Genomic DNA, 13,424 nt, shown 5'->3' on the forward strand with positions numbered 1-13,424 from the left:
AGAAATTTTTATAAAAATGTCACGTCAAAATTCGTATTTTTTTTCTACAATACGAGTATTCTATAAACAAGCAGCAATGCGAAACTGTAGAACCCCCTTTAGGGTTAGACGACTGGATAGTTCATCTTTAATAGCTGATTTATGTGAATTTTATGATGACTTCTCTATTCAGAACAAAGATAATTTAAAGATTATCTTTAGGCAAAGATGTTAAAAATGGGATGTTAAAAAAATCAGGAAAAGGATTTTTGTTAACAGGCAAATTGTAGACATTTCATGGAATCTAAGAGCTAAATTGGATTAGCTCCTTGTGCAAGCATAGGAAATAAGTAATGCCAAAAAAATATGCGCGTTTTTTACCTACAGCCGATTCATTTAATCTGGAAGACTTCCCTTTTTACTGGATTTCTCAAGTAAATGCTCAGTATGTCCAAAACATCGACAATGTGCTGAAAAAGTACGGTCTAGACAATTCACGTCGCCGCATTTTGATTGCCTTGCACGTCAAACCGCATGCCAGCGTATCTGAACTTTCCGAGATGGTCATTTCAAAAATGTCGACCACCACCAAGATCGTTTATCGCCTGAAAGATGAAGGTTATATTGACACCTATTCATGCAAGGAAGATGGACGTATTACTCGTGTTTACCTTACTGAAAAAGGTCAAGAAATGATTACCAAGATCAATGACCTGACTGCAGTCATCTTAGAACAATCTTTTGACGGTTTAACACCATTGCAAATTGAAAAGACCATGGAAATTCTGCGTCATATGTTTAAAAATCTTGCACGTTAATACAATGATAAAAGATAAAAAAGGCTTCCATCATGAAGCCTTTTTTATTTGAAAATTAAAAATCAAACATATTTAACTGCGGTGTCACTTTCTCAATTTTTGCTTTGGGAACATGTAGACACTCAAACTCTTCCACAGGGAAACCCGTCATAAAATTATAAAGCTGATGGGGCTGTTTTAAGCTTAACCATTCATCTAAACGCTCATACGGAATCACCACTACAGATCGTTTGACATCACCTGGTTCATGAAAATCCTTCATCATCGGGTGGTCTATGGCATCCATCGTTAGCATGGTGGCTGAGCGGATCACCTGATCATTTAGCTTTCTGATCTCATATAACGCCGCAATAAAGAAAGCCTTTCCATCTTTACGGCGTACTGCCCAACGTTGCGGTTTATTATCAATGTACTTACTTTCATAAAACTCAGTGACTGGAATGACGCCAAACTTACATTTGGAAGCAGCTTCCAGAAAACTCGGCTTTTGAAACAGTGTTTCATGTCGGGCGTTATAGGTATGCTTGGAAATATTAATATCTTCCGACCATTTCGGCACCAAACCAAATAACACATTGCGCCACTCAAACCCTTGTTCCGATTTAAACAACAAAGGGGTTTTATAGCTTGGATAAACCTCTTCTACATATTCAAATGGAATCGGAGGCAAACCAAGCTGCTTCGCTTGCTCGTCTGTCAGTGGTTTAAAGTTGGCACACATAGTTCGTTCAGTATTCACCTTCGAAAATAAAGTTAAAAAAAGGAGGTATCAACCCTCCTCTTTCTATTCAGCCAATATTAGCCAAATAATTTTTTCATTTTTGCACTTAAACCATGAATAAAGCGGTGCTTGGCATTGGCTTTATCACTGGTTAAAAAGTTAATCTGGATTGATTGACGTTGTCCTTCATAAGGGACATAACCATGCCAGCCGTTATCGGTAACTTTAAAAGCAACCAATGTACCCGGGCCAGCATCGATCTCTGCAACATAATCATCCATGTTCTTTTCATCATTCAAGATACGTAGACGACCTGTAGGTGCATCCCAAGATTCATTTAAATAAATCAGGATGGTCAAAAGTTTGGTTTTTGAATCCGAGTGGATACGACCATCTTTTTGACGTGAATAACCACGTAAAGTGATCATCATCGGATGTTCCATCACATCCACATCAAATTTTTCAGTTAAAATCTGACGAAATTCTTTGGTATCTAATGATTTTAAGAAACGATCAAAATTAGGCTTAATCTCAACATCTTCAATGTTATAGCTTCCACCTTGCTCAATCTTTGGAAAATCCTGAATCACAGCTTTCACTTCGCTGTCTACAATTGAATTTTCCACCACAAAGTAAGGATATGGCGAAGTTGAAACTTGCGCCTGTTTTAAAGCATCTAATTTTAAAATTTGTGACATCGCTATGATTCGGCTAAATGATCAAACTGCAATAATTATAACAAATATTTCGGTGCTAATCTGTTTTATCCTGTTTTTAAAACATTCGATGCTTAGCTCAATAACAATGAATAAACCTTATCTTTCCAACTCGTAGACATAAAAAAAGCCTCCGAAGAGGCTTTTTTTATTTAGATGAAATTAATCACCTGTATAACCTTTTAATTTTAAACGCGCTGCGTGTAGCAATGGCTCTGTATAGCCAGATGGCTGCTCTGCACCTTTGAAGATCAAGTCAGAAGCAGCTTGGAACGCAATACCATCAAAGTTAGGTGCCATTGGCGTATAAAGTGGATCATTAGCATTTTGCTGATCAACAATCACAGCCATACGCTTAAGCACTTCTTCAACCTGTTCACGCGTTACGATACCGTGACGCAGCCAGTTTGCAACGTGTTGAGATGAAATACGTAATGTTGCACGGTCTTCCATTAAACCAACGTTATTGATGTCTGGCACTTTAGAACAACCAACACCTAAATCTACCCAACGAACTACATAACCCAAGATACCTTGACAGTTATTTTCAAGTTCATTGTTTAACTCTTCCGCAGTCCAGTTTGTTTCTGGTGCAAACGGCGGTGTTAACAAGTCATCTAAAGACAACATGTTTTCAGCAGCTAATTCATCTTGGCGCGCTTTTACATTGATCTGATGGTAATGCAAGGCATGAAGTACCGCACCTGTTGGAGATGGAACCCATGCACAAGATGCACCCGCGTTTGGATGAGCCGTTTTGGTTGCCAACATATCTTTCATGCTGTCTGGTTTTGGCCACATGCCTTTACCAATTTGCGCTTTGCCTTGTAAACCACATGCCAAACCAATTGCAACGTTACGGTTTTCGTAAGCAGCAATCCATTTTTGTGTTTTAACTGCTTCTTTACGAACAACTGGCGCAGCTTCCATAGACGTATGAATTTCATCACCCGTACGATCCATAAAACCAGTATTGATGAAGATCGTACGATCTTTTGCAGCAGCAATACAGTTCTTCAAGTTTACAGATGTACGGCGTTCTTCATCCATAATCCCGATTTTGAGCGATTTTGCAGGTAAACCAATCGCTTGTTCAGCACGTTCAAACAATTCAACAGCAAACGCAACTTCTTCTGGACCATGCATTTTGGGCTTAACGATATACATTGAACCTTTACGAGAGTTTTTGTTCTCGTTTTGACCACGGATATCAGCAACTGTAAGTAATGGCGTCACTAATGCATCCATGATGCCTTCAAATACTTCTTCACCATCTACAAGGATCGCAGGGTTAGTCATTAAATGCCCAACATTACGAAGCAACATCAATGAACGACCATGTAAAGTAGTTGTACCACCAATCAGGTTTTGTACAGTACGATCTTTATTCAAAGCACGGGTAATGGTTTTACCATTTTTCTCGATTGACTCTTGTAAGTCACCTTTCATCAAGCCTAACCAGTTACGGTAGCCTTCAACTTTCTCTTCTGCATCAACCGCAGCAACCGAGTCTTCCAAATCCTGAATCGTGGTTACAGCAGCTTCAAGTGTTAAATCTTTTACACCCGCCGCATCAGTTTTACCCACTGGGCTATTCGCATCGATCTCAATGATCACGTGCAAGCCATTATTTAAGAGTACGATTTCTGCAGGAGCCGCAGCATCGCCATTAAAGCCAACAAATTGAGATGGATGAGCCAAATCAGTGGTTGAACCATCTTTTAAAGTCACAGCCAAAGCGTTGTTTACAACTGCATATTTGGTTGCATCTGCATGTGAACCTTGTGCCAATGGAAAAGTTTGATTCAAGAAGTCTTTAGCAAAAGCGATAACCTTGTCACCACGAACTGGGTTATAACCCTTACCTTTCTCTGCACCACCTTCTTCAGAGATGACATCTGTACCGTAAAGCGCGTCATATAAAGAACCCCAACGTGCATTGGCTGCGTTTAGGCAGTAACGTGCATTACGTACAGGTACAACCAATTGAGGGCCTGCAAGTAAAGCAATTTCTTCATCTACATTTTCAGTGCTTACTTTAAAGTCTGCAACTTCTGGTACCAGATAACCAATCTCGATTAAGAATGCTTTATAAGCATTAAGTTCAAATTTATTATTACGGTGCCATTCATCAATCTTCGCTTGAAGATCATCACGCTTAGCCAATAATGCCTTGTTCTTTGGGCTAAGGTCGACAACGACTTGCTCGAAGTTTTTCCAGTAAGTTTCACTCTCTAAACCAGTCCCTGGTAAAGCTTCATTTTCGATGAAATCATAAAGTTCTTTAGCAATCGCTAGCTTGCCTTTTTGAATACGTACAGTCATTGTCTTTCCTGATGGTGCTAACTTTTTATAACAAGAATTCTAGTATACTGATTTATACTAGCCTGAATAGTAATATCACATTCCTAAATAGTAAGCATTTTCCCCATTAGAAGTATTGACAAACAAGATTTTTTATATTTATCAAAATATCAAATGTCGATGCTTTTCTTTCTAGTTCTGCAACATACTCCCTTTTCAAACTCATCTAGTTATAACAAAAATCAGTCAGGAATAAAGCCTTATCAATGTAAGTTTATAAAAAAAGGCATTCAGAAGAATGCCTTTTTAATTTATGAAGTTTGTGCGACCTGAATCTGTCGATGCTCGGAATGTAGATAATCATCCGATTGCATTTCCAATAAACGTGAACGCGTCCGTTCAATTTCAAATGCCAGTTTCTCACCCTCATACAGATCAATGATTGAATCTTCAGAGGTAAGAATCAGTTTTACACCACGGTCATAGAATTCATCGACCAGATAAATAAAACGGCGTGTTCCTTCTGACAAGAAATCTGTCAAATGCGGAACATTACTCACCAGCACGGTATTGTAAATGTTGGCAATTTCAATAAAGTCGGCTGGACTACGCGGTTTAAAACATAATTCAGAGAATTCACACCACAATACATCTTCAGTATGGCCTAAAGTCTCTACCACACGATTATTGATCATGATTGGAGAATTAGATTGCGCCTGCGTTTGGGTTAAGGCTTTAAAACGACCAGATAACCAAGCTTGAGCATCATCCGTTAATGGATACTTGAATAATTGTGCTTGTTTCAAAACACGTAAACGATAATCCACACCGGCATCTACGTTTAAAACGACACAGTTTTTCTTGACCAGCTCAATGGTTGGCAAGAATCGGTCACGATGAATCCCGTTCTTATACAAACCATCTGGTGCAATATTTGACGTTGCAACCAGCGTAATGCCACGCTCAAATAACTTCTGGAACAAATCGCTCAGGATCATTGCATCTGTAACGTTCGATACGAAAAATTCGTCAAAGCAAATTACAACAGCATCTTTATAAATCTGATCCGCAACCAAATCTAAAGGATTGCGTTGACCTGAAAGCTTATTCAACTCTTTGTGGACATGTTGCATAAAGTGATGGAAATGCATACGCATTTTACGGCGGAATGGAACAGATTCGTAAAACTGATCCATCAGCCACGTCTTGCCACGGCCTACACCACCCCACATATAAACGCCTTTCGGATAGGTTTGACGACGGAAACGTCGAAACGCTTTCTTAGACGCCTTATAGCGAGTGAGTAACTCTTTCCATACTCGGTCTAACTCTCGCACAGCCTGAGCTTGTGCTTCATCTGGCATGAATTGTCCTGACTCAAGTGCTTGAGTATAACGCTCAGCAGGTGACGTTGGGATAAATGCAGTGCTATGTGAGTCTGGTTTAGAATTTGACATAAGGTGTTATTGCAATTTTAATTGGTGAAAATTATATCGAACATTCCGTTCAATGACATTAGATTTTAGGCTTAATTATCATAGAGTTTAAACATCATAATGTACCATTTTTAATCATTTAATGATTGCGATTATATTGTCTTGGGCTCAATCCAAACCACCTTTTAAAGGCATGATTGAACGCTGCCGGCTCAGAATAACCCAACATTTCAGCCACCTGTTCAATCGAATATGAACTGTTTTCGATGAATTTTATGGCCTTCTGCTGGATCAGCTTTTCACGAATTTCTTTATAGCTGGTCTGCATTTGCTGCAATTGGTGCCTTAAAGTTCGCTCAGGAATATGCAAAGCACAGGCCGTTTCTGCCATCGTCGGAATGACCCCATTTTGCATTTCCAGATAATCCTTAACATATTCGACCACTGTCAATTTTAGACTGGCACTTTTTTCTAGATTTTGAATATCCGCTAGGCATTTTTCTTCATAAATGCGATAGGTCAATACATCAGCAGATGGGATCTTAATGTTGAGTATTTGAGTATTTTCTAATATGAAAGCAGCCTCTCTACATCCAAATTTGACATCTATTCCATAATAATCCTGATAGGCTGCAAGCAAATTTAAGTCTTTCGGACGGGTAAATGGCAATTCAATCCGAATATTAGGGATCTCTAATCCCATCATTTTAAAAATATCTTGTAAGAACTTATACGTACCTGAAATTTCGCATTGTGCTCGCAATTGACCTAAATGCGTATTCAGATCAACAGGCTGATAGAACAAATGAATAAAATCTTCTTTAATTTCGAGATGCAAAGAACCAAATAAATGAGTCAACTGCTGAAATTGCACACCATTCAGTAAAGCCTTATGGAGAGTTTCACTGGTGACCAATAACATCAGAAATGGCCCATAACCTGCCAACGCATAATGTTGTCCGATGAACAGACCTTGTTCAGGTGAAATATCCTGACTAATATGTTGCAAGATATCCCATTCGATCTCATCAGGAATAATTGAAGCTGGATCTAAAGCATCGGCTTGTATACCCATATTTGCTAAACGTGCATCCACATCAATGCCGACATGACGCATGCCTTGAATCAAATACATCAATCCGAGGATAGATCTCTTCATAGTTCCGAATACAGTTCTCAAAACTTTAATGTTTTACTATAAAAGTCTGAGCAAATGAATTGCCGAAATGGTCAAGTTTTACGTCGGTACAATCATATTTAATCTGGATAAAACCGTTAAACTTGCACAAAATTTAGCTGTGCAGGATATACGCTATGCGTGATGTAACCAAAAATGCGATTCAAAAAACAAAAGTGGCAATTATTGGTGCAGGTTTTGGTGGTTTAGCAATGGCCATTCGCCTGTTACAAAGTCAAATCCATGATTTTGTAATTTTAGAAAAAACCAATGACGTGGGTGGCACGTGGCGTGAAAACCAATATCCAGGCGCAGCATGTGATGTGCAGTCGCATATGTATTCCCTTTCATTTGCGCCGAAAACCGATTGGTCAAAACGTTATGCAGAAGCAGATGAGATCTTTACCTATATTCAAGACATCACTGAACAATACAAATTAAAAGACTATTGTAAATTCGGACATGAAGTGACCAAAGCCGAGTTTGATGAAAACCGCAATATCTGGACATTGGACTTTAAAGACCAAGCCACTATTGAAGCACAATTTGTGATTTTTGCTTCTGGCCCGTTACATGTTCCACAAATTCCTCATGTCAAAGGAATTGAGAACTTTAAGGGTAAAGTGTTCCATTCATCTCAATGGGATCACGATTATGATTTAACAGGTAAATCAGTTGCATCCATTGGTACAGGTGGTAGTGCCATTCAGTACATTCCAGAAATTGCACCCGAAGTGAAGCAGCTCTATGTATTACAACGTACCGCAGCTTGGGTAATTCCACGTGATGAACGCAAATACTCACAGCTCAGCAAAACACTCTTTAAAGCTTCAAACATCTATCGTCAAATTCATCGTACCCGTCTGTACTGGACCAATGAATCTCGTGTCGTGCCGATTGTACAGCCACAAATAATGAAATATGGTCAAAAACTGGCGGAAGCTTTTATCCGTTTTCAGGTAAAAGACAAAGCACTGGCAAAAAAATTAACCCCAGACTTTGTGATGGGCTGTAAACGTATTTTGATTTCTAATAAATACTTCCCGACCTTTAACCGTGACAATGTTGAACTAGTGACGGATGCTATTCAGGAAATTACAGCGAATGGCATCATCACTAAAGATGGCAAAGAACGCCAAATTGATTGCCTAATTTATGGAACTGGCTTTATTACTGACCCACGTATTTACTTAAAGCATTTCAATTGCATTGGTCGTAACGGTATTGAACTCAAACAAGCATGGAAAGATGGCGCGGAAAGCTATTATGGTATCAGCACCAAAAACTTCCCGAATTTGTTTCAGTTACTTGGGCCAAATACTATTCTTGGTCATAACTCTGTGATTTTCATGATCGAATCACAGGTGAACTACATTCTGCAATTGATTCAAACTGTCGATCAAACCAAGACTCAAGCTGTCGAAATCAAGCAGGATGTTCAAGATCAGTTTAATGAGCGTGTACAAGAGCAACTGAAAGGTACGGTCTGGCAAGCGGGTGGCTGTAGCAGTTGGTATCAGGCTGCTGATGGCAAAAACTTCTCACTATGGCCAACCTATACGTGGATATATTGGTTAGAGACACGCAAAGTAAACGTGGCTGATTATAATTTTATCAATAGCTCAACTGCTGCCAAATCCAATGCTGCATAAATAGCAAAATACAGTTAAAAAGCCCTTGAACTTCTTAGGGGCTTTTTTATTTCTGAATGATACAACGACTTATACCTCCTGCTTACCCGCTCTTTATTCCTTTATCTTTTCCAATTTAAAGCCACATTTCTTTTTATAGGCAAAAACAAAAAATTCATGCTAAGATTTTAACTACCTACCGTTAGGTAGTTACTAATACCTGTTCGCTTTCTGCACTCGAGTTTACAAGATATGCAATCTGCTCCTCCAATTTCAAAAATCAGTTGGTCTTTGTTACTGCTGCTCTCCTTATTTACCGCTTTAGATGCGCTGGCGATTGATATTTATTTACCTGCATTTCCCCTACTTGCAGAAAGCTTTGCAACCACGCCTGGACAAGTTCAATTGACGCTCTCGGTCTTCTTGATTGGTCTTGCAATTGGTCAAGGGATTTACGGGCCTTTACTTGATCGTTTTGGACGCCGTAAACCTTTGCTAATCGGTATTGCGATCTTCATTTTAGGTTCATTACTGGCTGCAATTGCACCGTCGATTGAATGGTTACTGGCTGCTCGATTCTTACAAGCCATCGGCGCATCCGCGGGTTTAGTTGTACCTAGAGCGATTATTTCGGATGTATGCGATGCACAAAGTAGTGCCAAAAACTTTTCCATCCTGATGCAGGTGATGATGATCATTCCAATCATTGCCCCTTTATTTGGTAGCTTTATTCTTCGCTTCGGATCATGGACACTTATTTTCTATACATTGGCCGTACTTGGTACAATCTTATGGTTCTGGGGCAATTACGCCATACCCGAAACCTTAAAGCCTGAATATCGTCAGCCACTCCAACTCGCCACAATCAAAACCAGTTATCAAACCTTGAGCTTAAATAAAAGCTTTACGGCCTACACTCTTGCTGGTGGTCTTATCTTGGGTGCTTTCTTTGTTTACCTAAGCCAGTCACCTTTTATTTTTATTCAGCATTATCATATTCATAATGAAACTTTTAGTACCTTATTCGCAGCCAATGCGATTGGACTAATCATTCTTGGGCAAGTTTCAATCCTGTTATTAAAACGCTGGTCGGCGCAACGCTTACTGATACTTGGAATGTGTATATTTAGTGGGGCCAGCTTGATTCTGCTAACGAGTGTGTCTTTTTATGATTTAAGCTTGTGGCAATACATTATTCTTTTGGGACTAAGTATTTGGTCTACAGGATTTATCTTTGGTAACGTCACCGCACTTACCATGCAACAAAGCCCACAGCATTTAACCGGTGCAGCCTCATCATTAATGGGCTTACTCCAATATGCTTTTGCTTCACTGATTGGTTTTATTGTCAGCTTTATGGACGTTAATATCAGCCTGCTTCCTGCAAGTTTATTCATCTGTGGCAGTATCGCACTGGGCTTATCTATTTTTGCCGCCTCAGGACAACGGGCTCGCTTTCCTGTTGCAGAAGCTGAATAATGATATTCACACGCATCAGTACCTTTTAAATTGAGGTACTGATCAATACATTCAATGCTTTTAAGATGGCATCCAGACGAAGTCGGAACTTTTCTTGACCGCCATAAATCAATTCACTTTGCAATGCATCCACAAAACTCATGCATACCCGAGCAAGTGTCTGGGAATCGAGTTGATGCTGATTTTTAGCCACTTCAGAATTCTGAATCGCTTGCGAAAATAACTGTTCCAGATCAGCCATAAACACATGCATCGGCTCAATCACCTGATCATACAAATGCACGGGTGGACTGATCAAAGCATTCATCCAGAACTGAACCGCATAAGACTCATTAAAGCGCTGTTCGATGCTGATAAAATAATCATGCAATTGTTGTTGTAGATGCTCCCCACCTTGCAAAATTGTTTTGGCATATCCCAGTTCTTCATCAATCATGATGGGAATCAGGCTGAGATAGAGCTCATCCTTATTCTTAAAATGTGCATAAATCGAAGGTTTTTTTATACCAACATCAGTCGCAATTTCATTCAATGACGTGGCGGCAAAGCCCTGTTTTGCAAAACGTTCCAATGCATATTTTTGAATCTTAGCTGCTGTCACAAATCATCTACCTCTTGTACTGATAAAAGTATATTTCACCTCATGCGATATTCATAGATGAATCAGCTCATTCAATCTGCATCTAAAAATAAAAAATGTGCGAGATGCTCTGTTCAATTCTTTCGCATTGTTTCAGCCCCAAATTTTGTTGATCAAATGATATATAAATCTACCCAACTATCAGATTTCCCTGCATAATAAATCAGCACTTTCAACGCTCTGATCGTATGACCTCTTTTGTTCTGATTTTCCAAATTTTTGTTTGTATCAGCTTAGGCTATTTTATCGCACCGCATTTATCTCAATCACTAAAAAAATTTGTATTTAAAATTCTTCCTTATTTCTCTTATATTTTACTGGTCAGTGTTGCGTTTGAACTCACGCAAGCACTCAACCATATTCAAAATCCAGCCGCAATCTTGCCACCAGCAGTACTCATTGCATTTACCACTTCGATTGGTTCTTTTTTTATTTGTTTAATGACGTATAAGCTAATTGATCGCCAAAGCGTGCAAGGGAAAATTTCACTCCACTTGTTTCTAAATGCACTGAAAAACATTGGAAAAGCCTTTCTGGCCTTAGCCGTGGGTATTGGCTTGGGTATGCTTATTCAAAAATTAGATCTGCATATTGCCTTTAATAGCTGGTATTTATTATTAATCTTTATTTTCTTGATTGGTATTGAACTGGCCTTTACTCAATTCGATCGTAGCTGGTTAAGCTGGAAAATCTTATTGGTGCCTGTCGCAGCGTTTATTGGATCTTGTCTTGCAGCAATTGTTAACTATTTTATTCTATCGAATCATTACAGCCTGAATGAAGTTATGGCTTTAGCTCAAGGTTATGGCTGGTATTCAATGTCCGGAATTTTATTTACCGAACTGCATTCGGCCAAACTAGGTGGTATTGCCCTGTTAACCGATTTATTTAGAGAAATCTTTGCGATTTTATTGATGTATTGTTTAGGTTGGCGCTTTCCACGCTCTGCGATTTCCAGCGCAGGCGCTACCTCAATGGATGTAACGCTTGCGATGGTGAAACAGTCATGTGGCACACATTATGTACCACATGCCATGATGAGTGGATTGATTCTGTCGCTCCTCGCACCACTCTTAATCAGCTTATTTCTCAGTATGAAGTTTTAAACTTTGACTTCATTAAATCGAAGCCAAAATTGATTTCAACATCTCAGTCGGTTTTTCCGCTTTAGTGATTGGACGACCAATTACTAAATGCGTTGAACCATCAAGCATAGCCTGTTTTGGGGTAACAATACGTTTTTGGTCATCTGCATTTGAACCCTCTGGACGAATCCCTGGTGTCACCAATGCAAACTGTTGACCTAACATATCGCGAAGGATCTTAGCTTCTTGTGCTGAGCATACCACACCATCTAGCCCGCTTTCCTGAGTGAGTTTTGCTAAACGCTTCACTTGTTCAACTGGCTCGATATCCAGACCGATATCACGCAAATCTTCACGTCCCATTGACGTTAATACAGTCACTGCAATCAACTGAGTCTGATAGTTGCCGGCCTTCAATCGTTCAACGCAAGTTTCCATCATCTTACGGCCGCCTGAAGCATGCACATTCACCATCCATACACCTAAGTCGGCAGCAGCACATACTGCTTGAGCGGTAGTGTTCGGGATATCATGGAACTTTAGATCAAGAAAAACTTCAAAACCTTTGTCTTGCAAGTTTTTCACAATTGATGGACCTTCATGAGTAAAAAGCTCTTTGCCAACTTTCACACGGCAAAGTGACGGATCAAGCTGATCAACAATTGTTAAGGCGTCATATTGGCTTTTTGCGTCTAGGGCAACAATAATACTCACGAATCTAGTTCCATCACATAAAAATCAGTTAATTATAAAGTGATTCACAGCATGAACAAAGCAAGAAAGCACCCATAATGCAAAAAAGCGTTTCGATCATACAGAAATAGCCCTTATCTCTGCTCGGAAATAAGAATTGCTCTAGTATCGTCTTGCAAAGCCTCAAAAATATGGGGCTGATCGGCAGGATAACAAATATAGTCTCCTTCATTCAGCAAAACTGGCTCGGAAATTAAGCCTACTCTGGCCTGACCTTTCATAATCACAATATGCTCAATACTGCCAATCGGATGCGGCTGACTGCAACGTGGTTCACCAGGCTGTGTGGTGAGCATATATACATCACGTCTGGCGCCCGTAGGACAATTGGCCAATAGGATCGCTTGATAATGGGCAATTTCAGAGGAAACAGATGGCCCTTCGCCAAAACGAATGACCTGAGTTTGTGCAATATTGCTTTCCATTAACTTTGCAAATGGAATATCTAAAGCCACACACAAGGCCCACAATGTTTCCAGACTAGGATTTCCTTGTGCAGCTTCCAATTGTGACAAGGTTGATTTGGCTATACCCGCCCGACGCGCGACTTCTGCCAATGACAGTCCTGCTTTTTGTCTCTCTCTTTGCAAACCCTTTGCAACAATTTCAATTGGCAATGCCATAAATCACCATAAAAAACGATTGTTCGTTTTGACGAACGATATAAAATTAATCTATTATATCG

12 protein-coding genes are annotated in these 13,424 nt (G+C 39.6%); 4 read left to right on the forward strand and 8 right to left on the reverse strand.

Translation table 11 applies throughout. The annotated features are described in order from the left end of the window. Nucleotides 1-332: 332 nt before the first annotated feature. The gene (locus A9Z07_RS02210; protein ID WP_004772470.1) at nucleotides 333-797 is read left to right on the forward strand and encodes a MarR family winged helix-turn-helix transcriptional regulator; all 465 of its coding nucleotides are present in this window, start codon (nucleotides 333-335) and stop codon (nucleotides 795-797) included. Nucleotides 798-852: 55 nt separating this feature from the next. Here A9Z07_RS02210 and A9Z07_RS02215 read toward each other — a convergent pair whose 3' ends face one another. The 5 genes from A9Z07_RS02215 to A9Z07_RS02235 form a co-directional block, all read right to left on the reverse strand. Further along, entirely contained in the window at nucleotides 853-1,518 is a 666-nt protein-coding gene (locus A9Z07_RS02215) for an SOS response-associated peptidase (RefSeq protein ID WP_069576581.1), read from the reverse strand. A gap of 77 nt (nucleotides 1,519-1,595) precedes the next feature. Then, a complete protein-coding gene (locus tag A9Z07_RS02220) occupies nucleotides 1,596-2,216 on the reverse strand; it encodes a 2OG-Fe(II) oxygenase (RefSeq protein ID WP_004772473.1) in 621 nt (206 codons plus the stop codon). Between the two features lie 180 nt (nucleotides 2,217-2,396). Further along, on the reverse strand, nucleotides 2,397-4,559 hold the full coding sequence (locus A9Z07_RS02225) for a malate synthase G (RefSeq protein ID WP_069576583.1): 2,163 nt from the start codon (nucleotides 4,557-4,559) through the stop codon (nucleotides 2,397-2,399). A gap of 290 nt (nucleotides 4,560-4,849) precedes the next feature. After that, nucleotides 4,850-5,995 carry a cell division protein ZapE gene (gene zapE, locus A9Z07_RS02230; RefSeq protein WP_004772477.1) on the reverse strand — a complete coding sequence of 382 codons (1,146 nt, stop codon included), beginning with the start codon at nucleotides 5,993-5,995 and terminating at the stop codon, nucleotides 4,850-4,852. A gap of 118 nt (nucleotides 5,996-6,113) precedes the next feature. Next, nucleotides 6,114-7,133, reverse strand: coding sequence for an AraC family transcriptional regulator (locus tag A9Z07_RS02235; protein WP_004772479.1), 1,020 nt, complete (start codon nucleotides 7,131-7,133; stop codon nucleotides 6,114-6,116). A gap of 155 nt (nucleotides 7,134-7,288) precedes the next feature. Between A9Z07_RS02235 and A9Z07_RS02240 the strand changes: the two genes are divergently transcribed. Continuing rightward, complete coding sequence (locus tag A9Z07_RS02240) at nucleotides 7,289-8,803, forward strand: flavin-containing monooxygenase (protein WP_069576585.1); 1,515 nt, start codon at nucleotides 7,289-7,291, stop codon at nucleotides 8,801-8,803. A gap of 231 nt (nucleotides 8,804-9,034) precedes the next feature. After that, entirely contained in the window at nucleotides 9,035-10,261 is a 1,227-nt protein-coding gene (locus A9Z07_RS02245) for a multidrug effflux MFS transporter (protein WP_047427859.1), read from the forward strand. Nucleotides 10,262-10,286: 25 nt separating this feature from the next. On the opposite strand, the gene A9Z07_RS02250 is transcribed toward A9Z07_RS02245, so the two are convergent. Then, on the reverse strand, nucleotides 10,287-10,862 hold the full coding sequence (locus A9Z07_RS02250) for a TetR/AcrR family transcriptional regulator (protein WP_047427862.1): 576 nt from the start codon (nucleotides 10,860-10,862) through the stop codon (nucleotides 10,287-10,289). Between the two features lie 227 nt (nucleotides 10,863-11,089). On the opposite strand from A9Z07_RS02250, the gene A9Z07_RS02255 reads away from it, so the two are divergent. Next, entirely contained in the window at nucleotides 11,090-12,007 is a 918-nt protein-coding gene (locus tag A9Z07_RS02255; RefSeq protein ID WP_047427864.1) for a lysine exporter LysO family protein, read from the forward strand. A 12-nt stretch (nucleotides 12,008-12,019) separates the two neighbouring features. Here the strand turns inward: A9Z07_RS02255 and pyrF are convergent, their stop codons facing one another. Next, entirely contained in the window at nucleotides 12,020-12,700 is a 681-nt protein-coding gene (gene pyrF / locus A9Z07_RS02260; RefSeq protein ID WP_004772489.1) for an orotidine-5'-phosphate decarboxylase, read from the reverse strand. A gap of 113 nt (nucleotides 12,701-12,813) precedes the next feature. Continuing rightward, nucleotides 12,814-13,362, reverse strand: a complete 549-nt coding sequence (locus tag A9Z07_RS02265) for a helix-turn-helix domain-containing protein (RefSeq protein WP_004772490.1) — start codon at nucleotides 13,360-13,362, stop codon at nucleotides 12,814-12,816. Nucleotides 13,363-13,424 lie beyond the last annotated feature (62 nt).

Origin of the sequence: Acinetobacter sp. YK3 (assembly GCF_001729365.1) — a bacterium.
GTDB lineage: Bacteria > Pseudomonadota > Gammaproteobacteria > Pseudomonadales > Moraxellaceae > Acinetobacter > Acinetobacter vivianii.

Bases quoted from the DNA above. Each gene is read 5' to 3' on its own strand.
- A9Z07_RS02210 (WP_004772470.1), top strand. From the start codon at position 333: ATGCCAAAAAAATATGCGCGTTTTTTACCTACAGCCGATTCATTTAAT.
- A9Z07_RS02215 (WP_069576581.1), bottom strand. From the start codon at position 1,518: ATGTGTGCCAACTTTAAACCACTGACAGACGAGCAAGCGAAGCAGCTT.
- A9Z07_RS02220 (WP_004772473.1), bottom strand. From the start codon at position 2,216: ATGTCACAAATTTTAAAATTAGATGCTTTAAAACAGGCGCAAGTTTCA.
- A9Z07_RS02225 (WP_069576583.1), bottom strand. From the start codon at position 4,559: ATGACTGTACGTATTCAAAAAGGCAAGCTAGCGATTGCTAAAGAACTT.
- zapE (WP_004772477.1), bottom strand. From the start codon at position 5,995: ATGTCAAATTCTAAACCAGACTCACATAGCACTGCATTTATCCCAACG.
- A9Z07_RS02235 (WP_004772479.1), bottom strand. From the start codon at position 7,133: ATGAAGAGATCTATCCTCGGATTGATGTATTTGATTCAAGGCATGCGT.
- A9Z07_RS02240 (WP_069576585.1), top strand. From the start codon at position 7,289: ATGCGTGATGTAACCAAAAATGCGATTCAAAAAACAAAAGTGGCAATT.
- A9Z07_RS02245 (WP_047427859.1), top strand. From the start codon at position 9,035: ATGCAATCTGCTCCTCCAATTTCAAAAATCAGTTGGTCTTTGTTACTG.
- A9Z07_RS02255 (WP_047427864.1), top strand. From the start codon at position 11,090: ATGACCTCTTTTGTTCTGATTTTCCAAATTTTTGTTTGTATCAGCTTA.
- A9Z07_RS02265 (WP_004772490.1), bottom strand. From the start codon at position 13,362: ATGGCATTGCCAATTGAAATTGTTGCAAAGGGTTTGCAAAGAGAGAGA.